14 protein-coding genes are annotated in these 24690 nt (G+C 35.6%); 7 read left to right on the top strand and 7 right to left on the bottom strand.

The window, feature by feature from the left end:
* The first annotated feature begins 28 nt into the window (after positions 1-28).
* On the top strand, positions 29-1537 hold the full coding sequence (locus A1D18_RS02580; protein ID WP_245756770.1) for an adenosine deaminase family protein: 1509 nt from the start codon (positions 29-31) through the stop codon (positions 1535-1537).
* Positions 1538-1544: 7 nt separating this feature from the next.
* Here A1D18_RS02580 and lpxO read toward each other — a convergent pair whose 3' ends face one another.
* Positions 1545-2447 carry a lipid A hydroxylase LpxO gene (gene lpxO / locus A1D18_RS02575; RefSeq protein ID WP_071662265.1) on the bottom strand — a complete coding sequence of 301 codons (903 nt, stop codon included), beginning with the start codon at positions 2445-2447 and terminating at the stop codon, positions 1545-1547.
* Between the two features lie 192 nt (positions 2448-2639).
* On the opposite strand from lpxO, the gene A1D18_RS02570 reads away from it, so the two are divergent.
* Positions 2640-4142, top strand: a complete 1503-nt coding sequence (locus A1D18_RS02570) for an ArnT family glycosyltransferase (protein WP_071662264.1) — start codon at positions 2640-2642, stop codon at positions 4140-4142.
* Positions 4143-4157: 15 nt separating this feature from the next.
* Here A1D18_RS02570 and folE read toward each other — a convergent pair whose 3' ends face one another.
* The 4 genes from folE to A1D18_RS02550 form a co-directional block, all read right to left on the bottom strand.
* A complete protein-coding gene (folE, locus tag A1D18_RS02565; protein ID WP_071662510.1) occupies positions 4158-4697 on the bottom strand; it encodes a GTP cyclohydrolase I FolE in 540 nt (179 codons plus the stop codon).
* 37 nt (positions 4698-4734) lie between these two features.
* Positions 4735-5547 (bottom strand): MetQ/NlpA family ABC transporter substrate-binding protein, encoded by an 813-nt coding sequence (locus tag A1D18_RS02560; protein WP_071662263.1) that lies wholly within the window; start codon positions 5545-5547, stop codon positions 4735-4737.
* Between the two features lie 124 nt (positions 5548-5671).
* Positions 5672-6319, bottom strand: a complete 648-nt coding sequence (locus A1D18_RS02555; RefSeq protein WP_071662262.1) for a methionine ABC transporter permease — start codon at positions 6317-6319, stop codon at positions 5672-5674.
* A complete protein-coding gene (locus A1D18_RS02550; protein WP_071662261.1) occupies positions 6303-7349 on the bottom strand; it encodes a methionine ABC transporter ATP-binding protein in 1047 nt (348 codons plus the stop codon). Before A1D18_RS02550 ends, A1D18_RS02555 begins: the two co-directional genes overlap by 17 nt.
* 489 nt (positions 7350-7838) lie before the next feature.
* On the opposite strand from A1D18_RS02550, the gene A1D18_RS02545 reads away from it, so the two are divergent.
* The 4 genes from A1D18_RS02545 to A1D18_RS02530 all read left to right on the top strand — a co-directional run bounded on the left by A1D18_RS02545 (position 7839) and on the right by A1D18_RS02530 (position 20917).
* On the top strand, positions 7839-8261 hold the full coding sequence (locus A1D18_RS02545; RefSeq protein ID WP_071662260.1) for a response regulator: 423 nt from the start codon (positions 7839-7841) through the stop codon (positions 8259-8261).
* 174 nt (positions 8262-8435) lie between these two features.
* Complete coding sequence (locus A1D18_RS02540; RefSeq protein WP_071662259.1) at positions 8436-9275, top strand: DNA replication terminus site-binding protein; 840 nt, start codon at positions 8436-8438, stop codon at positions 9273-9275.
* A gap of 497 nt (positions 9276-9772) precedes the next feature.
* Positions 9773-11776 carry a hypothetical protein gene (locus A1D18_RS02535; protein WP_071662258.1) on the top strand — a complete coding sequence of 668 codons (2004 nt, stop codon included), beginning with the start codon at positions 9773-9775 and terminating at the stop codon, positions 11774-11776.
* 354 nt (positions 11777-12130) lie between these two features.
* A complete protein-coding gene (locus tag A1D18_RS02530) occupies positions 12131-20917 on the top strand; it encodes a TcdA/TcdB pore-forming domain-containing protein (RefSeq protein ID WP_071662257.1) in 8787 nt (2928 codons plus the stop codon).
* A gap of 19 nt (positions 20918-20936) precedes the next feature.
* On the opposite strand, the gene A1D18_RS02525 is transcribed toward A1D18_RS02530, so the two are convergent.
* Together A1D18_RS02525 and A1D18_RS02520 are read right to left on the bottom strand one after the other, a co-directional pair.
* Complete coding sequence (locus tag A1D18_RS02525; RefSeq protein WP_071662256.1) at positions 20937-21878, bottom strand: RING finger protein; 942 nt, start codon at positions 21876-21878, stop codon at positions 20937-20939.
* Positions 21879-21947: 69 nt separating this feature from the next.
* A complete protein-coding gene (locus tag A1D18_RS02520) occupies positions 21948-23585 on the bottom strand; it encodes an anthrax toxin-like adenylyl cyclase domain-containing protein (protein WP_071662255.1) in 1638 nt (545 codons plus the stop codon).
* Between the two features lie 364 nt (positions 23586-23949).
* On the opposite strand from A1D18_RS02520, the gene A1D18_RS02515 reads away from it, so the two are divergent.
* Positions 23950-24627, top strand: a complete 678-nt coding sequence (locus A1D18_RS02515) for a DUF2490 domain-containing protein (protein ID WP_071662254.1) — start codon at positions 23950-23952, stop codon at positions 24625-24627.
* Positions 24628-24690 lie beyond the last annotated feature (63 nt).

The raw sequence follows: 24690 nt of genomic DNA, 5'->3' as shown, positions 1-24690 counted from the left end.
ACGTTAATTTTTCAAGAGGATGTTTTTAATGATGCGCGCATGTATTCTTTTCCTGTTGCTATTTAGCAGTAATCTCGCTAAGGCGGAAACGGATGCTGAGCAAGCAACTGCTGCCTATTTTAATTCGATACAAAACCAACCGAAAAAATTAAGTGCTTTTTTGCACGCTATGCCAAAAGGAGGGGATCTGCATAATCATCTTGGCGGTGTTAGTATGGCGGAAAATATGTTGCGCTATGCCAGCCGAGATGATTTATGCGTCAATGCCACAAGTTTTGCTGTAAAAAAAGATCTCAGTTGCTCTCCACCCTATCGCATTGCGCAAGTGCAAAAATCCTTTATTTTGTATAATCAAATTATTGATGCATGGTCGATGCGGAATTTTCAACCAGGTAAAGAATCGGGGCATGATCATTTTTTTGCAACGTTTGAAAAATATTTACCTATTTTAGTTAAGCATCGGGCCGAAATGCTGCATGAAGCAGTAGAAAGAGCGTGTCGGGAAAATGTATTGTATTTAGAATTGATGATTATGCCAGATGACAACAACTCCGGGTTATTAGGAAGTCAATTCGCTTGGGACGATAATTTAAAACACTTGCGTGAAAAACTTTTAAAAAGTAGTGTTATTCCTATCGTGTTAAATATTTCCAAGCAATTCGATTGTTACCAAAAGCACCTACAAGCATTTTTCAATGGACCTGGAAAGCAGTTGTGTCCAAATTTTAAATTGCGTTATTTATATCAAGTGTTACGTGAGCAGCCGCCCACACAGGTTTTTGCACAGTTGTTAACGGGCTTTGAATTAGCGAGTCGCGATCCCCGTGTCGTAGGCATTAATTTAGTACAAGCTGAAGATGGAAAGCTATCGATGCGCGATTATCGCTTGCAGATGCGAATGGTGGGTTTTTTGCATCGCTTATATCCCCGTGTAAAAATTAGTTTACACGCCGGTGAGCTGGTTCCTGGTTTGGTTTCGATGAGTGGTTTACGTTTTCATATCCGTGAAGCCGTAGAGGTAGCTCACGCTAATCGTATTGGTCATGGTGTGGATATTCGCTATGAAGATCATGCGGTACAATTACTTCAAGAAATGGCTAGAAAGCAGATATTAGTCGAAATCAACCTCAGTAGTAATGCCGCAATATTAAACGTGAGTGGTCAACAGCATCCGATCCTACTTTATCGACAGTATCACGTGCCCATCGCTTTATCGACAGATGATGAAGGTGTATTAAGAACCAATCTGACCGAGCAATTTAAGTTAGCGGTAGTCAATTATCATTTTTCTTATTTGACCTTAAAACAATTAGTCCGTAATAGTATTTATTATAGTTTTTTACCGGGTGCGAGTTTATGGCAAGATGCCCATTACCAACATCCGGTTGCACGCTGTAAAGATAGTTTAAGCACCGGTAAGTTATCTCTCAGTTGTCAACGTTTCTTGGCTACTAGTGAAAAAGCAGATAGTCAATGGAAATTGGAACAGCAATTTTTACAATTTGAACAACCCTTTATAAAGCCGCATTATCATTGAGTGCGGCTTAGAATGAAAAAAAGATGGCGGAAGCAATGCCACCGAATAAAGTCCATTTAATCAAATAATAAGTGGGTTTATTCCATTTTTTAATGCGTTTACCGATGCGACGAATAAAATAAACATATTTAAAGATGCGATTCACACCGCCGGTATCATCGGTTTCATCATTCGGTGCAGCGGCAGCACTCATTAAATAACGCCCCATTAAGTAATTAAATTGTTGTGCCCAACGATATTTTAGGGGTCGTTCAATATCGCAAAATAGGATCAAACGATTTTGACCGCTGGTGTTTTCAGCGTAATGAATATAGGTTTCATCAAAAATGACGCCTTCACCATCACGCCAACTATATAGCGTGCCGTCGACATTGATATAACAGCGATCATCATTCGGTGTCATTAGACCTAAATGATAGCGCAAAGAACCAGCATAAGGGTCGCGATGACGTGGCAAACGGCTTTTGTCAGGTAATTCAGCAAACATAGCCGCTTTAACTGAGGGCAGTGTTTTTAATAGCGCAGTCGTTTTTGGGCAGTGAATCGCGGCCGAGGGATGATGGCTGTTATACCATTTCAGATAAAAACGCTTCCAGCCGGTTCTGAAAAAAGAATTAAATCCCGCGTCATTGTAATCAGCGGAAGCCTTAATTTGTTGCGCAGCCAAAAGAGTCATGCCTTCTTCACGAATTAGTTGCCAATTTTGACGTAAAACTTCTAATTCAGGAAAATTTTTTAACTTCAGATAGGGTGTGCTGGGCACCGCTGAAAACAGGTACATAAAAACATTTAACGGCGCAAAAAAAGTTGAATGATCGGAAAGTTGGCGCCAAAATGGATAACGTTTTGTTCCGCGTCGATGAATATAAACGACGCACCCGACAAACAAAATCAGTAGGATATATTTCATTAAAATGTCTTCTCCAAAACATGACAAAAATTTTGAGACTTTAAATTTAAAGCCGTCAACTCAAATTAAAAAGGAAAATTTTTAATTGCTATAGTGCTTTCCCTTGAGCAAGCGGCGCTTGTTTTTATTCGGCTCTAAGGTTACTATTAGCGCAGTTTCTTTTATTTAAAAAATCTACTAAAAATAACAATAGTGAAACATTCTTTTTCTCCTGTTGCACGCGTTATATTCGCGCTTTTTTCTGTACTTGCGGTTAAATTCCTATTAGCCTGGTTCATCCCCATTACCGCAGATGAAGCCTATTATGCCATATGGGGTACTTACCTCAGTGGTGGGGGTTATGATCATCCACCGATGATAGGATTTGTTTTATATCCATTGTTACAATTCGGTCATCATGGTTTAACGTTACGCTTACCGGCCATCTTCACGAGTCTCATACTGGGTCTCGTCACTTATCTCTATCTAAAAAAAGAAGATCCAGAGCGCGCGGCTATGGCTAGCATCTTATTAATGATTGCACCGATTAGTCTATTCAATATTATCATTACTACCGACACTCCGTTATTTATATTTTCCTTTTTATCCGTTATGTGTGTATTACAAGCTTTACGGAAGAATGATGAGGGTTGTTGGTTCGCTCTCGGTGGTTTGTTTTTAGGTCTGGCTTTTTTTTCAAAATATTTTGCTTGTTTATTAGGTTTAGCGTATGTCGTGTACTTTCTTTTTATTGCGCCGAACCGGGCTCGTCTCATCGGTTTAGGTTTATTGGTCTTATTCGCATTGCCTTTTGTATTACAGAATATCTATTGGAATTATCAACACGATTGGTCGAATATTTTATTTAATATTTACAATCGAAATAATGATATGGGTTTTAGTCTTAAAACATTATTCGGATATCTGTTAATTTTACTGTATCTTATCACACCGCCATTAGTATTTGCTGTAACTCAATTTCCTAAACAGGAATTAAAACAACAGGCTATATTTTATTTCTTTTTTATACCGTTGCTATTCTTTTTTGTACTGAGTAGTTTCAAACCCATAGGATTACATTGGCCGCTTGCCTTTATTCCTTTCATTTATGTTTGGGCTGGTTTGTATTTAAGTACTGAAAATCTCAGAAAATTATTAAAATTTACAATTTATTGGAGCAGTATACAGCTTATATTGATTGTGAGTTTACTGTTTACTCCGCTTAAATCTATACAACATCATAATGTTCTGGCTTTAAGCTATAACAAGATCGTCTATTTTTTTCATCATAAGCCTATCAATGACTTTCTGAAAGAAAAATATCCACAACCTGTTATTTATGCCAGTCCTAATTATGCCGATGCGAGTTTATTTTTTTATGATACCCATTGTTATGCATCGGTATTTTTAAAGGGTTCTTATCACGGTCGAGAAGATGATTTAATTACTAATTTCAAAACTTTCAACAAGCAAAACTTTTTAATTTTTTCACGTACACCGCTAGCCTATAATGATTACAAGCCTTATTTTCAACGCGTGGAATTACATACTTTTTATTACCAACAAGCCCCTTTTTATTATTTGATCGGAACCAAGTTTAATTATCCTGTGTATCGACAAAAAATATTGAAAACCATTAATGATACCTATTGGATCGACCCACCCTATTTACCTCATGCCCCCAGTTTTTTTTATTTAAAATATTTTAATAATTAAACGAGAAAGTTAAGCTTATCCGATTAAGCTTAAAAATTCAGATCGAGTTCGTAGATCTTGTCGGAATAAACCCAGCATGACCGATGTTTTCATGGAAGCTTTTTGTTTTTCAACACCGCGCATCATCATACACAGATGTTTGGCTTCAATGATAATAGCGACGCCTTTTGCATCGAGTACTTTCATTAATGTATCAGCGATTTGACGGGTTAAATTTTCTTGAATTTGTAAACGTCGTGCATAAAAATTAATAATACGTGATATTTTTGATAGGCCAATGATTTTCCCGTTCGGAATATAGGCAATATGACAGGCACCAATAAAAGGCAATAAATGATGTTCACATAGCGAATATAATTCGATATCTTTGACTAAGATCATTTCTTCCATTGTTGAGCGAAACACCGCGCCATTTAAAATATCATCTAATGATTCGCGCGAACCACTAGTTAAATAGCGTAAGGATTTAGATACGCGTAAAGGTGTGTTTTTTAACCCTTCGCGTTCCGTATCTTCTCCGAGTGCAGTTAAAATAGCTTTAATGTGTTTTTCCATCGGCATTTATATTTTCTTGTTTAATTTAATGAGTCATCTATTTCCAGGCTGGAATGGCTGCACCATGAAATAATCTATTTGCGGCGGCCATTACCTCAGAGGAATGGATTGCCTTAATTAAATAAATAAATTTTGGATTGTTTTTATTGTTTGCTTTGACCACCAATAGATTAGCATAAATAGAGTTTCTATTTTCACTGAACAACGCATTTTGCTGTGGATAGAGATGGGCTAGCGCAGCATAGTTAGCATTAATCACTGCTAAATCTACATCCGCGAGTACGCGCGGTAATTGCGCGGCATCCAGTTCTTTGATCTCTAAATGTTTAGGATTATGTCGGATATCTGCCACTGTCATGAGTGTGTCTTTATGTGTGTCAAGTGTCAATAAGCCGGCTTGACTAAGTAGCAATAATGCACGAGCTTCATTACTGGGATCATTGGGAATAGCGACTATTGCATGTTGTTTTAGATCACTTAAATGTTGAATTTTCACTGAATAGATAGCCATAGGATAAATAAATAATTTAGCGATGACTACTAAAGGATAATGTCGATTGTGAATTTCGTTAGTTAAATAAGCTTGGTGTTGAAACATATTCGCATCGAGACTGCCGTCGTTCAAAGCTCGATTGGGTAGCGAATAATCAGAGAATTCAATTAGTTTTATTTTTAAGCCATAATCTCGTTGTGCCACTTGTTTAGCAACTTGCATGAGTTCGGTTTCTGGTCCGCTAATCGTCCCTAAACGAATTTGATTAGGGTTTTCACGATGATGGCAAGCACTTAAGCTTAAGAAGTTACTTATCAGTAGGCATGTTAATGTGAAATGAATAATTTTCTTTATCATCTTAAATAATTCCGAGACAACTTCAAAAGTTTATAGGCTGCTAAAAGCTTAGCAGGGCTGCATAGAAAATGAAGGCATTAACTCCATCACATTACGGCGCTGATCACGGTAATCTAGACTTTACTTAGCGATGGTTTAATCGTTTAGTCCAATAATCACCCAGATGCTGTATGCCTTGCACTAAAGCAATGAGGATCACTATCGTCATGATCATCACTCCGGCATCAAAACGTTGATAACCATAGCGTATGGCCAAATCACCTAGACCGCCACCACCGACTGCTCCCGCCATAGCAGAATAGCCAATCAAAGTAATGAAGGTCGTCGTTAATGTGCCCACCATCCCCGGTAGGGCTTCTGCTAGTAAAATAGCTGGGATTAATTGCCAAGTGGTTGCGCCCATGGCGATTCCTGTCTCGATTAAACCGGAAGGTAATTGGTTGAGATTATTTTCTATCATGCGTGCAAAAAATGGTACGGTTGCTAACGTTAAGGGTACGATAGCAGCACTAGTCCCTATTGACGTCCCGACTAATAAGCGCGTGAAGGGAATGATGGCTAGCATTAAAATGATAAACGGAATAGAACGCGCCATATTAACAATTAAAGATAAACTTTTGTTCAGTAACGGCATGGGTAATAAATTAGTTTGTCGCGTACTAAATAACAATACGCCTAAAGGTAAACCCAATAGCATAGCCAATAGACCCGAGAAAAACACCATATAGAGTGTTTCCCCAGTGGATGTGAGTAACTCAAACAATAGATTCATTGATATAACCCATAACTTCTACATGAAGTCCTTTATTCATTAAAAATTGAATACCGTGAGGTAAAGAACTCTGATCACCTATGACTTCGACTACCATAATACCTAAGATAGTTTCTTTTAGACATTCGATATTCGCTTGTAAAATATTCAGATGAATACCCATTTCACGCATAACATGGGCAATTAACGGTTCCGCTGCGGCTTGTCCTTGAAATATGATTCTAAGTACGGCATGGCTATCCAGTTTTTTTTGCGCATTGAGTCGCTTTTGCAATAGAGGAGGGAGTTCATGTTTTAAGGACAAACTCACCAATTTTTTGGCTAAATTAGTTTTTGGTGTTGTAAAAAAACTGACGATATCGGTCACTTCAACGATCGATCCTTGATCCAACAAGGCAACACGGTCGCAAATACTTTTTACGACATCGATTTGATGAGTAATTAATACGATAGTAATTCCTAAGCGCTGATTAATAGATTTTAATAATTGGAGAATAGTTTGCGTAGTGTGTGGATCCAGCGCGGATGTCGCCTCATCACAGAGTAATAGCTTGGGCTGACTGGCTAATGCACGCGCAATAGCCACACGTTGTTTTTGTCCGCCGCTAAGTTGTGCAGGATAAGCCTCTTGCTTGTCGCTTAAGCGAGTGAGTTTTAATAAAGGCTCAATCGCGGCTTGAATTTTTGATTGAGAATAATGGGCAAATTTTAACGGTAAAGCAATATTTTCATACACCGTTTTGGCGGCAAGCAAATTAAATTGTTGAAATACCATGCCTATCTGTCGTCGCACTAAACGTAAATCAGAGGGGTGCAGAGTGGTTAATTCTTGATTATTAATCCATACCTGTCCTTGGTTAGGCCTTTCTAACAGATTGATACAACGTACCAGTGTGCTTTTTCCGGCACCACTTTGACCTACAATACCCAAAATTTCTCCTTGGCGAATCGTCAGATTAATGTTGCGTAGGGCATGGTGAGTGGGGCCTAAACTATTATAAATTTTGGTGATATTAATAAGTTTTATCATCTTTTAGGTTATCCATTCAGCTTAGAAAGCTTGGTTTAAAAGTATTATTGGTGCTTAGTTAAAGAATGTAACAAGAATTTTCTCATACTTATTTTTCAGATTTTGCGTGGCTATCTTAATTCAGTTTTATTCGTTAAATCAACGTGGCTTGATTCCTAAAGCTAAGTCTAGAGGGTAACGCAGAAAAATTAAATGTAGGTCTATATCGATAAGACTTAATTATCTATCATTTTTTATAATAAAAACTAAAGTTCGAAATAAAAAATTTTTTTTAAAGTTTGAATGACTTGACACTAATCTTTAAAGTACATAGCATATATCCTAAGAAGATAAATTCACTGTAAATTAGCTTAGAAATAATAAATAATTATGACTCACAACGATAGTATAAGATAAATTAAAATTAATTTTTTATTATAATTCATCGTTGATGGTAGAAAGTAATGTATGCATTAAAAAAATAAAATTTAAAAATTAATGGATGATTTTATGAATAGTCTAGAAAAACAACCCACCTTAGAAGAACGTTCCGCTTTATTGATAGAGGATGATATTTTTTGTCAAAAGGTCCAAAGCCATTGTCTCAGTGAGTTAGGATACACAGTCGAAATTGCAAGCGATGCAAAAACAGCAATTGATCGTGTCGAGCATTATGTTTATCATCTTATTGTATTAGATTTAGGCTTACCCGATCAATCCGGTGAATTAGTTATTCGGGCTACACGTGAGTTCACGGCCAACCAACAAACACCACTTATCGTAGCCACAGCCCATGCTGATGGCCCTATGCAGCAAAAGTGCCTATATTTAGGCGCTGATGTGGTGTTTATTAAACCCTTTAACAAACAAACCTTGGCTAGAGCTATTGATTTTTGTCATTCTCGGATCGAAGAATTGGCTCGAATTAATTAGTATCCAGCTTAAAAATCAGATAATTAAAGGTTTCTATAGTTTATCCCATAACCAATTTAATTAGATTAAAAATAATTATGTTAAATGGTTTGTTTTAGATTATATTATTAAAGTTAAAATATGTTTCTTGGTTATGGGATAATTAATTAGCTAAATCTTTTTAAGGGAGGGAATGTGTTAATAGATTTTGCACCCCAATTCATTAGCTGTTTTAAATCGTTATTACAAACTCTCGATAGCTGTAAGTCACATATTCAAACCAAGCTCATTGAATTACCACTATGGGTGGATAATGGTGCCGATGAATTTGTTAACCATCGCGATAAAGTTATCTTCGCCCTAGGAAACTTTAGCCCGACCCAGGGTTTATCTCCCCAAGAGACTTTTAAATGTCCAGGTGTTGTCGCCGGCACGAAAGAAACTTTAGGGCTTATTGATGAGGTTAATCAGGCTAAAAGTACTTTTAAACAACTCGTACGTACATGCCACCAAACGATGCAACATGATATCACTAAATTTGTCCGTGACACCTTGGCGCATGCCGGTTATCCAGGTATTAAACTGAAACAAGTTTTTCGGCATATTATTTATATTAACTATCATCCGCGACGCATTGCTTGGGCTAAAGGAAAACACACCACCAGTAAACAATTATCAAAACAAGCTTCAGAAAAATTACTCGACAAAGCAGGGCAGGGCTTACATATTGAAATACAAAAAGCAAAATTAAGTGCCTTATCTCATCAAACTAAACTCATTAAACATCGCTCTATTAAGCCTGGCTGGGTAGTAAATATTGGTGCATTTAAAGAGAACAATTACTCTGTGTATGAAGATATTCGCACCGCTTTACCTTTATTTTATTTACATGATCAGCAATTGCCGAATCCTATCGTCTGTTTTAGTAAGCCGCGTGTAGAAGATCGTAAGATGCGTGTAGATAAGCAAATCGAATCGGTTGCTTTTTTACCGTCGATCAGTGTGTATCGATATAAAAAAGAAGTGCTTAATTAATTATAAATTAAATATCAAGTCACCCAATTATTAATTAAATACATAATAGGTTGTAGTTTATTCTGCAACATGCTTAAATTTTATTGACTTTATTTTTTCATTAAAAAATAAGTCGTCATCTGAATACAAATTTTAAAAAACTTGAGGGAATATTATGTTAAAAGATGAGGCAACGTCGAGAAAAAAGCTTGTCGGTAAGCAACGTGAAATCGAGGAACAATTACCGCATAACAAAAACGAAGCTGCCCATATCAACTTGCCCACACCAAAAATCTGTCGATCCTCCTCTTCTTGTACAAGACCTTAATAAAAAAGTTGGAGATATAAGTTACTCATAGCTTATATCCTTGTTCTAACACCTAAATCCATACTCTAGGCTTAAGCTTTCCTAATAAAGGTTTAATTTTATCTTAAGCTCAAGAAGCTACACTTAATTAAGAGTCAAGTAGCGTGCTTGGCTGAAGGAAATTTAAATCGATCAATGCAATGGGGGTCTTATGTTTGAAACGCATGTCGCATCAGCACTAAGAAATTTACAGGGTAGAAACTTTCACCAATTTCTCAGTGATTCACGTCGTATAGGTCGTCTGATTAAAAAGGAATGGGATGCTAAACTTTTACAAGAAAAGAATAAGACTGCTGAAAAATATAAATTTACTTCAAATCCTGTATTTAAAGAATTTTTGGTCACGATGATCGACGGAAAGTCTAACACAAAAACTGAGCCAACTTATACTAACGAGCAAATTAATCAGCTTAAAAGTAAATTATCAGATCTAGCACTTTTTTTAATGGTATGGAAAGACGATCCGTATCTTTCAAAAGAATCTAAAATAGAACAGTCAACCTTATCAAAAACTGAAAAAAATGAGAGAAAAAAGCTACGTCAACTGATAAAGTATAAATCATTTCTCGATAAAGACGATCGCTATGCAGTCAATATTGCGCTGCAAACCCTGGCTTTTATTCTTTGTCAGCAAAGTAACAACTTGATAAAACAGCAAGAAAAAACCGCAGAGATTTATGCTATCGATTTTTCATCGAACAATAGTATTAATTTATTTAAAAAATCAAATAACAAACCAAAATTAATTCAATATATTTCCGATCATATTAAGCAACTCAATAAATTTGCATCTTATCGAGACATTAGTGTTAACCAACAGCCGCTTTTAAGCATTCCACAAGAAATAGAAAAAATTGGCGAAGCGATTACCACTTTTCAAACACCCAATAAAAAGAAAAAGTTCCTCAAATATACTGGCATCCTGCTGGCATTCATGGCTGCATTAGCGTGTGGTATCTCAACCGGTGCGGCTATTATTTTATTGTTTCCCACCTTGTCAACAACCGCTTTTATCTTAGGAGGATTAATTACGCTATTTGGGTTTACAGCGAATTTTGGCTTCTTTTCTAAGAATTTTCCTGACTTTATACTAAGCCTAGTAAAAAAAGGAGGTATTAGTGAATATATTGATATTGATGGGAATCGCAAGCAATTCTCTACAACTTACAAATATCTATTAACACCCTTACTGACATTGGCTTCACTCACCGTAGGCGCAGGAACTACAGCACTCACCTATATCACTATTTTAGGATTAATTGGCAAATTATTACCCATACTCGCCATCATCTGGCCGCCTCTGCCGTTAATTATTGTCGGTGTTTTAGCGGTCGCGGTGGGCATTGCTTTGACAGTCGCAACACTAACCGCCTCACTAGAATTATTAAAAAAAGCGGCCGCTTTAAATAAGAGTTTCAAAGAATTAAGCCAGTATGCCTATAAGAATTGCCTAGAATGGTTCAAAAATTTAAAGAATTTAAAGACTCATGAAAAAGTTGGTTTAGTTATTATGTTAGTGTTGCTTCCGGTGGGATTAGCAGGTTTAGCCTATTATCGTTACACTGCCGGTGTTGATTTATCAATTTTTATTGGAATAACCGGCGCTATTGCTATGGGAATTGTGGCCTATATTGCGCAAATGGCTTTTATATGTCTATCCATTAACAAATTAAAAAATGCTTTAATAAAACCTTTTTCATCCACTGAAACCCAGCAAGCAATGGATATACCCCTTCCTAAAAGCTTATTAAGCCGAGCAAAGTCTTTTTTATCTACTATTTGGTATACACTCGGTCTTTCTGTCAATGCGGTGGGTAATTCTGTACTAGTTTATGATAGCTCTCCTGTGTCAATGGCGGGAGCCGTAGCCTGTGGAGTTAATTCTTTTAGCGGAAACATGCTTAAACCTGACATGAATCAGCAAAAAAGAAAAATAGCCACAAAGGCGTTTATTAAGGAAATAAAAGATTTTAATACCGGCATAGAAGATGCATCTCATAATTCTAATCACATAGACACAAACAAATCAAAATCCAGTTCTAATTCTCTCTTTCCAAGTCCTACCATGCTTTTTAGTCAAGCAAAATCTCATTCTGATAGTCAACTATCTGATAATAAGTCTACCTCTGATGATAGTAGGAATTTTACTTCATAATCTTAACAGATCAATTACTAGTTGGCAGTTTAATTACGAGTTATTTAATATAATCGACAATTTTAAGCAATTGAATTACTATTAAAATATTTATTTTTTTGATCGGATTATAAATGACAGGATCTATTTTTCTAATCGATTTAGACGGCGCCTTACTAAAAACTTTAACCTAGAAACAACTCTCAAATAGTCAATCTACCCGTGTATACGAGGAGAAATTCCTTGAAAAAAGAACCATTTGAGTCACTAAAGTGTTGCAATCTTTATTGTATATGATACAACGCGTCACGATGGCTAGGTTCTTACCATGTCCCATGCTTATAACAACAACATTTTTTACAAGATTGCTTTTTTATGCCACAAGAATTACCGGAGATGATAGAGCTGCTGATTACCAAAGGAAAAACACCTTCAGGTAGAAGCTTTGTTACAGTGATGAATCAATTTATTCAACGTATGCCCATGATCCATTCGACTGATAAAGCTGAGTTTTTTATCGGTTATTTTTTAGGAGGTATCTACAATTTTCAACACACAAAGCTAAAAGAGGATCTTCAGGTCACAGCAAGTTTTTGGAAATTTGATCATAATGAAAAAACATTGGATTTTGTGTTTGAAATAGGTAATCGAGAAAACAATAACAAACATTTAGTGTTTAGATCAATTACCGTGCTTAATGATGACGGATCGCCGTATGCCGCTAAAACTAAGAGTAAACAACCTTACGCTAGCTTGGCTTTTAAAGATGTTATGCTGGCTAAGATAGCTTATAAAAATACCGATCATAAAGAAGGATTAAATTTTAAAGAAGAATTTTATCAGACACGCTTTAAAGAACAGCGGAATACAGATTCTGCAGTGGAATATGAAAATAAATTACGAAATTTTGGTTTCGAAAAAATTGAATTCAACTCAGGTATTGAAGATATCGATGAAGAGACGGTCAAAAAATTTAGTTTAGATGAAGAACAGGTAAAAAATGCATTGGGATTTTATTTAAAAGGAAATGTTGATCTTTTTAAAAAATTTAAACCGATTTTTCAAGCACAATTAAAAAAAGCATTGGAATCTTATTTAGAAAAAAATCCTAATCTATCTAAGAATACTAAAAATATTTACATCAAGGAAGTAAACAAAATTGTATCAACCGAAGCTTTTTCACATGGATTTTTATATGGTAGTTTAAGCTTGAATTTTAAAAATCGTTATCATATCGATTGTTATGTGGAACGTATTTCGGGGAATGGCTATACCGATATTATGATGACGAGTCGTGCTAACAACCGTCGAAGTAACAGTATTGCTATTATTATCGAGTTAAAAGCAGGCATAGCCACCGCAAGAGAGGCGATTGATCAAATACAAAACAAAGGCTATTTTCAACATGTGTTGAGCTTAAGAACCTATAGTGAAACAGTGATCATTGCCGGAGTTAATTTTAATTTAGCCGACGATAATCGCGCGGGAAGAGCGCAACTGACAACGAGGGGAGACGTTATTTTTGTTAGTACAGCGCAGATACCGACTAAAAAAGATGTGATTGGTCAGATTTTGAAAACCTCAATTGATCCCTTATTGAGTGATAGAGACAAACAAGAAAAGATTCAAAAAAACCTTATCGAGCTTTATTATAGCCGTTTTGGAGAGCTAAATTTCCGTTCTTTCTTATCGCTTTTAATGGGATATGTTATTACGTACTCTCCTAAGCTTTCTAAAAATAATAATTTTAACGATCCACAAATACTTGAGAAATCTATTTTGTTGCTCCCTGAACATCCGGATCGATTTGCTATGTTAACGATAGATTTTAAGAGTAACCATGTTAAAAAGACGATTGTTCTTGAATTAAGTTCAGAAACAGGAGCAAGAACGCGCCATCAACCTGAAAGTCCTATCCCAGCAGCATTGAATGAGTTATGTTCGAAACGCAAAGATCAACAGGATGAAATTCATAAAATTTCGATACGAATTGATGCGACAAAAAATGGCCCTGATTTTTTTTCACTGATTCGCTTACAGCGTATTGATCTAAGATCCTTTGATGCAGTAACAACGATTACCCCGCTAAAAGGAACTTTTCATCCACTTCAAACGTTAACTTTTTCTGATTTTTTCACCAAAAAACATCTAAAAGAATTTGTTTTTTCACCTACCTTAAAAGATAGCGTGCAAAAAGTTCTATTTCCTTTACGGAGTTTATTTCAAGGAGAGTTAGAAGGACAAAAAAAAGAATTTGTTTTTCAAGCCGTTATGCAAGGAATGATAGCGGGATTAAACCAAGAAACGTGCCAAGTGAGAACCTTTATTGAACCTAATTATTCGGCACAAGGACGTGCAGATCTCGTTGCCACGCTCCCAAGCTTCAATGCTCAAAAAGAATTGCTCACGGAAAGTCTTTTCATCTTTGAGTTCAAGGTACTTGTTTCGAGTTCGATGATATCCAGATCAGTGAATGCGGCATTAGAACAAGCCGAGAAATATGTAGATAATCTTAAATCACTTAGTGATGCGAGAAAAGTGGCGCTAATGGGTTTAGTCATGAATAGTCAGGCTAAAAAAGAGCTCGATTTTTTAACCGAACGTTCGAGCCAACACGCAGTGGATCATATTTCTACGGATGAACGCTTATCTTCTCCTGAACGTTCACCCAATAAGAGAAAACGAGTGAATCAAATGGAACAAAGCTCGGAAGAGGAGGGCACTCCAAAACGAAAACGATGTCAAAGAAGCGTGGGGGCATCCTGCCGTATTGATTTTACATTACAGCTAGATGAAGAAGTCTCGTTTATGACCGATCTTGCGCAGGCGAGAGAACGAGGCCATATTATTTTATTGGCAGATAGTTATGCCTTATTACTGGCTTTAATTAAAGTCAACCATCCGATAGGAAAAATATTTCTTTTGGATGAAAATATTGAAAATTTAAATAGGATTTTTCAGCTGTTGGTCTTGGCTCAAAGCGCTGAAACACTGGAAACGTATTTGCAAACGGTACAGCTAAAATTTCCTAAAGCGGCTAGTATATTAAAACAAGGCATCGATCAACTGAGTAGTAAGATTGATTTTAAACAGCTCAAAGGCATGTTGGCAGATAACCAACTCAGCTTGATTAAAATGAATGAGTTTTTCTCAGTGTCTCATGGGAAAGCTATTAGCGAGCTCCATCAACCTCTAGGCATTGGCAACGAAAAGATTGCAGCAATCTATCTAGGGGATTATGAATATCGACATATGGACTGGGAAGATTCAGCGCATGCTTTATTAAAGGGAAATAGCTTAAAAGATCAAATTTTATTTCTTTTATCGCCAGAAGACCGGATCGATCTCTATCGAAAAACATTACCCAATAATGATCAAATAAGTTTATATAGCGGATCTAAGGCTTATTTGGAGCAGGAATGGCAACCCGTCAAACGATCTCTTTTCTCTTTTGATAGTCACGAAGAAAATTTGCTGCTCTTAAAATCAGCACAGGATTGGTGTTTTGCCATTAAACAACATTCAAATTTTAACAAAGACTGGATTCCTATTTTAGAAACAGCACGACAAAGGAGGTTAGGTAAAGAACAGATACATTTTTTAGATACTAATACGCACAAGCTTCGTACGGTAGAGCTCGATGGAATCTTTTCTACGATATTGCGAGAAAATCTGAATCTTCTCTATGCAAGTATGGCTGATGCGACGGCGCTAAAAAAAAATATCCCTGAATCCTTAGGGGATTCTACAGAAAATATAGAAAGTGTCGATGGATTAAATATGGCTTTTACTGTGCAAGCCATCTTTGATCTTGTGAAAGTCAAGGATCGCGCACAATTTCAGACAGAACAAGGACCTTTATACACGGCGTTACAGGTTCACCATTATCTTAATCTAGTACAGATGGCGCATAGTACATTGATGGATGTTAACAAAGTCGTTGATATAGTTAAAACTTTGTTACGTGAAGAACTTACTTTAGCTGAAAAACCATTGTCTTTTTTTCAATTGAGTTTAAAGCAAGGAGCAGGGGAAGGCTTAGCAGCCCTTTTTGGTGTGGCTAATGTAGTCTTAGATAGCGTGGAACTTCATGCCGCTAAAACAGCACAAGAAAGAGTCACGTTCAGTGCGCAACTGGTTTTTGATACCGGCGGTTTATCGCTATCATTAACAAGTCTGGGGGCAGCTTATGTGGGTTCTACTACAGTCGCTTCGGTCTTGGGCGCGGGTTCAGTCATTTTATCGGGTGTGGCTATTGGAACGATGGCTTTAGTTCAAGCGTTTCAATCGGTCGCCAAAAAAGCAGAAGCCGTCGGTAGTTATTTTTATCAGTTAGATGATGCTTACCGGCATAAGGGATATAAGAAAAAACTATTTTCGCAAACTAATCAATTCATCATGCATCCAATTTATGGCGCTGTGGTAACCGAAATTAATTTTATTAGCAATACTCTTTATTACGGAAGTCCTTATATTTATGCGGCTCCTCATCGAGGAGAGGGCAATGGAAACATGAATTATCTCTTTTGGTTTGGTACCACGCCTCGCGTGATTCATGATAAGCAACAAGCAATTAATATCCGCGAACGTTTGGATTACCCAAAAAGCACGCGATTAGAAAATTGGAAAACCGTATCGACCTGGATCCTTCCAAGCACGCCTATTATTTATCTTGATTATGGTTGGATGATACTTCCTGGTGCTACTTTGAGGCAGGATAGGGGGTTTTCCGTACTGAGAAAGTTGGAAAAAGTGGATGATTTTCATTATGACTTTTACGTTTTTCCAATCGAATTCATTATTGATAGCATTCATGAAGAAGCCGTTACCACGCCTATCAAAATTATTTTGAATGAACAAGAACGAACGTTAATCATCCCTAACTTTTCAGATCAGGATAAAAAGATCTATAAAAATCTTCACTATACGATCGAAGCGCCGACTAGGTTAGATCGTTGTTCTATCGTATTGAATCGAATAGGCTCACTCACACTGCTTAGTCAATCTCCACACACTACGTGGACATTGGTTACAGAAGATTTTTCTGTAGACAGGTTGAGATTTACTACCACGGGGATTGAAATAGCGGATAGCATTCCCATTAAAATGATTTCTCCACACAATGAAAGATGCTTACTCGTCGATAAAAATCTTTTTGTCTTTGCGATTGATTGGTCGAGAAAAAAATTGTTACTTCAGGAGCTTAATTTTCCCTTTTTTAAAAATGATTGGTTTGCTTTAAAAACTTATATACAAGATAAGTCCTTCCATACTCGCGTTAAGCTAAATTATTTCCCTCTTCAAGACCATAAAGGAATTACTTATAATGGCACCGCTTACTATCTTGTTAAAGAAGATCGTTGCATTTATACCCAAAGCATTCCAGAGCGTATTAATGTTGACAGCGATTTAATCGAGTGTGTTGCTAATCGCTGTTACTTTGTAGCGCCTCCTTATCTATTTTGGCAGAGCAATAGTCAAACCCATCAACTTAAAGAAAACTATCTTCTTTATTCAGAGAGCTTAGGTCAGCTTATAAGCAATGAAAAAAATAGTTCACATGAAAAAACTCAGATAGAGTCCGTTGTCGTCCAAGCAGATGGCAGTGTAACGATCCTACAATTATTTAAAAATAAACAGGGAAAAAGCATACAAAAGGCCAGTTATCATTTAATTCAAAACAAATTAATTTTATTTTCTATTGAGGATGATCAACTGTCGCAGATTTTAATTAATACTCAAGATAAGGTACTCCATCACTATATTAAGTCTATTTTTAATCAACAACCTGATTCATTATCAGTATGGGACGATTATCCTCAACTTGTAACGAGGACAATTCTTGCTGAGCTGAGTAACACCCTAAGGATTTTTCCACTCTCTGAGCATTTTAATTCCAATCCCGTCTGGCTTCGTCAGCGAGATAATGGCCAATATCAATTGATTAATCCTCGTGTCGAGGAAACAAAACTGATTTTTCTAGGCGCTTTGTTAGCCGCAGATGGTAGCGATGTTTTTTACTTTTTTTTACCTGCTGAAGACAACTCTTCAGCACAATTATTTCGTCAAATAGAAGGAGCAGCGGTAGCAACATCACTCCCTTTATCGATAACTCATGCTTACTATGAAAAGGAAATGCTTTTTATTTTGACACCCGAAAACATTATAAAAAACATAAATGTTTTAGGTGAAACATCCACTGTCAGTTTCAATGCGGCATGGATCCGTGCCCATCCATATGATTGGTGGAAAAAAATTACCGTGCTGTTAAGGGCAGAAAATCCTTCAAGGAAGCATCCCATTATCTTACAAGGGCTCACTGATCTCTCTGGAAAGGCTTTAGCGGTATGGTATGATTTAGACCAGAAAATTTTTGTCATGATGCAGCCACCACTAAAATCCGATGGCGATCCATTTCACGTTAGCTATTTAACACGCATCGCGGACATCGATTTTTTCTTTTGCGATAATGGCATACTTTATCAACAAACGGCTCTTTCAGACACCATATCGACTTATTTTCAAGGGATACGGTTACAATTAGAACTTCCTCCTCTGATCGTACTGGCCGACTCATTACAGGCAGCTTATTTTCATAAGCAACGATTGTGGATTCATCAAAACGGCGCCATTTTTTCATTAAATCCCTTTTTACCTAAACTATGGTATTTGGAAAAAATAGAGTTAAGCTGGTTCCATAGCGAACCACTACATCATTTTTTTCTTAGCAATAAACTATGTTTTATTCAAAAATTTAAATCGAAATTTATAGCACGTTATGAAAGTCATTTTTTTAGGAGTGACTTACTCTCTAATCCTATCGATTTTTTAAATAAAACATCCTCATTTATCACCAGTCGAAAAAATGCCTTTATTTCTATTGAATTGCAAGAAGGGAAAAGACTCTGGTGGAATCCCAATAAAAACCGATTTTTCTATAATCCTTCCAAGGGAGATACATCAGATTGGCGTTATTTAGGTATAGGTTCGGGCTTATTTGGCATAACAGGTATTGTTTTTTTTAGTCCTAAAGCAAAAATGGTTTATTTCAATCCAGCGTATCAAGATTATTCAGGAGAATATTCTCGTTCCGACACTCAAGTTGCTACAGAGTTAGCCATGTCTTATCGAGATGTTTTTTTGTGGGTACTCGATCAATGGCCTACTTCAAGTCAATCTTTATTCCCTTTATTTTTAGATAAAAAAAATCTTAATTTATATATTTCGAGTGAAAGTTCCTATATTTTTGAGGTGCCCAAAGCAATTCTAGAGCATTATCAAGTCACTTTTTATCAGTTTTTTAGTTTCTCTAATAAAACACTCATTTTTCCCTTTAGCGGAGAAATAAAGTACAAAAAAAATAAACAAGATATTATACTTTCCGGTTCTAGTGTTACAGGCCAATGGACTTTTTTACAAGGAATGCGGGATGAAACTTGGAATAGAACCGGTTTCGATATTACCGATTATTATAAACTTATTAGACTTCACTTCTTTTTAGAAGCCGTGAGAACCTGTTTATTGTACCGAGATGAAGAAAGCCTGGTTATAAAAGATCCTTATGACTATGCAAATACAGTTTTTCATACTTGCTTGTCGCCCCATGGTGAAAAAAACCTTCTATTAAACAATGATTCTCCACTTTATGTTCATCACGATTGGCATCGTCTTGAGGTAGAGGCGCCAAACTTTGTCGATAAAAAGCGAGATGCCTGGAATAAAATCTCAGTAGTATTTCCTTGGTTAATTATTTCTTTTTTATCTGCCACGCTAGGAGGCGTTATTGGCAGCGTATATTGCCTTTTTACAAGGCGTTTTCGCCAAAACAACGCTGCTACCTTACCCGTCGTAGCCGCCTCTCTTCCTTTGTTAGCTTTAGGCACCTCAGCTGTATCATCCGAAGAAAGGAACCCGCTGGTTCATTGCCAGGAAGATTTTTTCAAACAATCGCAATGTATACTCAATGAATCTTCTATTGGCTTATTAGGATATTGCCACAATGGAAAACAGGCGCTTATTTGGTTCCATAAACATTCTATTTCCACAGAGGCTACCGAGCTGTTTTGGTATATGCTGGGGCACGATAGTGAGCAAGCACTACCTAATTATGCAAGCTTGAATTGGGAATCGACTTCAGTGACAGTCAGTTCTAATTATCTTTACTTTGATCCGGAAGCGTCGTGTAGGCAAACCATTGATTTGAGAAAAATTCAGCCTGTGTCTATGGCTTTCTTATTTCCTTATCTTCCCGACGAAGCTAAAAAATGGTTACAAACACAGTGGAATCACAAAAAGGTATTACAAGATAAGATTTTACAAAATAAAGTGGCTAGCCAGCTTTTTAAACAAAAAGTAAGATCAATGGGACTCAATTATTTTGCTAGTGAATGTTTTCTGCATACGTCAGCAGGAGATTTTTTCCAGTTATTTAGTTTGCGACCCAATTGGCGTGAGCAGGATCATCGCTATTATTTAGCACGTTGTTTAACAACAGGACAGCAACTCTGTTGGGATGATCGCGATAAAACCAATCCTATTATGTCAATAGCCGCCGTAGTGTTGGAAACGGCACTATTGCATCCTAAGCTACAAGCCATGTATGGGGACGTACACTGCAAAAATTCTCGTTATACCAAACAAGCAATACGTTTCCTTGCCGATTTATTACAGTTTGGTTATTATAATTTTTCATATCTACCGAGTTTACTCGAATTTTTATTTTTTGATTCTGCGTCTATTCATCTGATCACCTTGGGGTTACGCACCGCATTGATCTTTTCCTCAATCAGCAATGATCTCAGCTATTACTACCTAGGGATCGCTTTATTTTTTCTACCACAATTTCCCTTATTATTAGAACATCTTGGCATTCCCGTGACACATTATGTGAATCAGGCACTAAAAAAATTGACTCAATTTTTTATTGTTCAGAGTTTAGTTTTGAGTATTAAACCGGATCAAGATCGTTTAATAGAACAAGAAAGGGCATTAGTCGAGGCAAAACGACGCGTTGAACAAGGGCAACAGCGATTATCACGTGTAACCAAACCGCTAGTCGGATTTTTTAATTTAATCACTCGAGATCAGGCAGATCAACAAGATCCGTTGATTGAATCACCAAAAAAGATCCAGAATGGAAAATATCCCATAAATTTAATTTAAATTTATGGGATATTGATTATTAATGTGTCAATCTCTTAGTTAGAGATGTCGAATTAATGACTTGATTATACAAGTTCTGCAAGGTTTGACCTTTATCAGGTCCATCGATAATTTGTTTAGATAATAGTGTTTTTCCAATGTAACTCATTTTATCTCTCAAATTTTTATGGTTTTTTAATATTTTCTGGCCAACCTCTTCATCAGTTAATAAATAGTATAATGTACCTTTATGCGTAGTTTGATTTACGAATTGTTTGAGGCTATCTTCCGATAATCTTTCCCCAATAAGAGTGCATAGGGCACTATTTTCTTTTAAGATTTCTCTTCCTTCAACATTAGAGAGCAACAAGTAACTCACCGAATTAAATTCTTGCTGATTAGCCGTAGTGTGTGTAATGAACTGGTTGATAGTTATTTCATTAAAGGCACCCTTTATGTCCGTTAACTTTTTAACGATCAGCTTTAATTGGGAAGTTTGTATGGAATTCCGTAAAAAATAGGCCATAAGTTGTGGCTGGATTTTTAGTGCATATAAAATTAATTTTTGTTTTTTCGTTGTGAAATTATCTAAAAATATAAAACTCAAGTTTTCTTTTAGCTCTAATTTTTGATGAGTATAGTTATAGTTTAGTATTTTCTCTATGGTTGTTAATGGCATTTTTAGCTTACCTTCACAAAGTAAACTAAAAATGACCTCACGAGGAAGGTATTGATTACAAACCAAAAGCTGATTTTTTTGTATCGCTTCATAGATGCTTTTTTTCATGTCATTAGCTTCTAGAATTTGGTTTTTACTGTCAAGAGGAATTTTACACTTTGGGCAGTTTAAATTTTCAGCTAACTTATCTTGCAAAGCTTCTTTTTCGAAAATATGTTTTTTATCATTGCATAGCAAATAAACGGGATCAAAAAAAAACTTTTTAGAAATAGGGCACACATAAGGGCTTTCTTCTTGTAGCATAAACTTTCCTTTGATTTTTTAGGAAAAGTATTTTTATTATTATAACATTAATATTTAAAAATAACTTTTTTATAGTTTAAATAGCATCGAGGCTGTTAATTCTTCTGTGGTTTCTAATGATAACTTCAGCAAACCTTCATTTATACCGGCTTTAAATTTGATTTTATCTAATTTATTATCATGGATGCATGTTTCAGCCAAACTCAATAATTCATTCAGCCTTTCTTTAGTTTGACATTGCTGTAAACTCTCAAAATTTTCAAAGTTAATTATTGTTGCGGAAAGTTCAGAAAAACCCGGTATATCTTCTTTGAGTTGTGTTACAAGCCATTGAATTTGGAAAAAAACGTCATCTGTTAACAAGCCTTTACTTAATAGTTTATCTAATACGTTACACCATTGGCTTACTAACACTGAATTAATCAATAAACATGATTTGATACTTTTGAAAAAATCTTTAAATTGAATATGAATATTATGCTTCATAGTGAGTAATACTACATAAGTTATTTCTTTTATTAAGGTTGAATCAGTTATACCGATGGCTGTAAATATATCTCTTAAGGAATTTTTCAAAATTTCTGGATTATTTTTTAAATGCTCTAAACGAATTATTTTCTGATAGAAATCTTCTTTAGCTGCTAATTGAACCGCTTGTTCCCATAAAGGGTTCGCTTCAACGCGAAATTCATGCTGTTTAATAGCTTCGATAAAATCAACAAACTCTTTTGCAGAATCAATTAATACTATTTCGGGTAGTCCCTTAAGTTTAGGTAGCAAAGCCGTTATTGGATAATTTGCTGTCGGATCACTAGCAGGTGAACCAGCATCATCATTATGATGAATGCACTCTAAATAATCTCCCTTATTTAAGGCTTGATTCAATTCACTAAGTATTTTTATTGTTTCAGGAGCAATATTACCTAAATTTGGGATTTCTCGGCCATAGAAGTTTTTTTCATTTTCCATAGAACGACGCTGTTCGATAGGAGAAAGTCTCCGATGACGTTCCCTTAAAGTTACATCAGGGTTAGGTCTAATATTATCTTGACTAAAATCCTTCCAGGTACGAAAAATAGCTAATAAGTCATAATCAGCAATCAGCGGCCTATTTAAATGCATGTCTGCTAAAACTTGAAATGATTTCTTTTCAGCCGTATAGAGAGCATATTCCGTGGCATTAATTTTTTTTGCATAACATAATTCGGATTTATTACTTGTAAAAGGGGGACGAGGACAATTAATTCTCAAATATTCATCTTCTTGGCCTTGCAGAAAAATAAATTTTTTATTCTGTAATTCTTGAAAACGTTTTTCAGAGATTGTTAAGTGGATAGCCTGCGCAAATTTGTTTATTATACAAGCTTGAACCTCTTTATTGGCTTTTTTTATTTTCTCAGGATTACTGCTATTTAATTTACTATATGCTTGATCGATAGGAATAAAACCCGCCCATGCACCCCATGAAGATGATTTTCCTTTAATATTAAAATTTTTAGTTGGAAATCTCCCTTGTTCATGTAAGGCCCTAGTCAGTACTTCAACGGGTCGAATAAGTAAAACAATATTTTTTTCTTGAACTCGTTTTAATAAAGCAAGTAAATCTTTTTTAGGAATACCTTGGTTTTTATGATGAAAAACTTCGCTTAATTCAGGACTATTTTTTGTCAAATCTTTAATATTAAATTTAGGCTTGAGAAAAAACATAATAACAACCACCCTTATAAGAAAGACTATTTTTTCTTTTAAAATTTATTATAAATTAATATTATTAACATTAAATTAAATAATTTTTTAAAATTTAATTGTCGTAAATTTGTTTAATTGATAATAAAACATGATATATAATAGTCTTATCCCATAGGATATACTCAAGATTATTATGGATAAGGTGAATAAGCTCAAAAGAGTCATTGGATACCTATGCTTATTATCCGATGTGGCAAACCATACTGCACTCTGATGCTTGCTGTTACCCTGGCCATTTTCAGGGAAAATTTATTATTTAATTATTTTTACGAATTGATGTTTATTACTTAAATTTAAATTAATAGAGATAGCATTTTATATAATGATGAAATTCAACTATATTTTTGGCTTATTTTTACTGCTTTTTACCACAACATGTTTTGCGTTGGAGCAAAATGAAAAACTTTGGTTAGGGATAAATACACAGAAAAGTTTTTCTGAAGAGAGTCCGTGGCTTTATTTAATTTCATCCGAATTAAGATTTATTCATAAAAATTATCCCTGGCAAACGGCCTATCTCGAGGGCGGTTTGGGTCGAAAAATTTTATTTAATACACGTATATGGTTTGGTTATCGATGGTCAGGTCACAAACCTTATCATCAATTTTATCAAGAAAATCGTTTGTTTCAGCAATTTATTTGGCCTATTCACCCAAATGAATCCGTTAGTTTTGTTTCACGATCACGATTAGAAGAGATAATGCGTGCGAATCAAAGTCAAATAGCTCTTCAACTTCGAGAAAGAATTTCATTTGAAATGAAATATCGCTTCGTAAGAAGAATAAATCCTTACTTTTATGATGAGCTTTTTTTTCGTCTCAATAGAACAAATTATACATCGAATAGTTTATTGAGAGAAAATAGGTTATTTCTTGGTATTAATTTTCATCTATCCACTACCCAATTTTTAGAAATAGGCTATATTAATCAATATCAATCCCAAACTCCATTAAAACAAAATCAGATCAATCATATTTTATCTTTTATCTATAATTTTTAATTAATTATGAGTATGGCTAATTTCAATTTAATTTTTATCCGCTGAGCTTTGGTCCTGGAAAAA

The sequence above is a fragment of the Candidatus Rickettsiella isopodorum genome (assembly GCF_001881495.1).
Classification (GTDB): domain Bacteria; phylum Pseudomonadota; class Gammaproteobacteria; order Diplorickettsiales; family Diplorickettsiaceae; genus Aquirickettsiella; species Aquirickettsiella isopodorum.
This window is presented reverse-complemented; position numbering and strand designations above follow the sequence as displayed.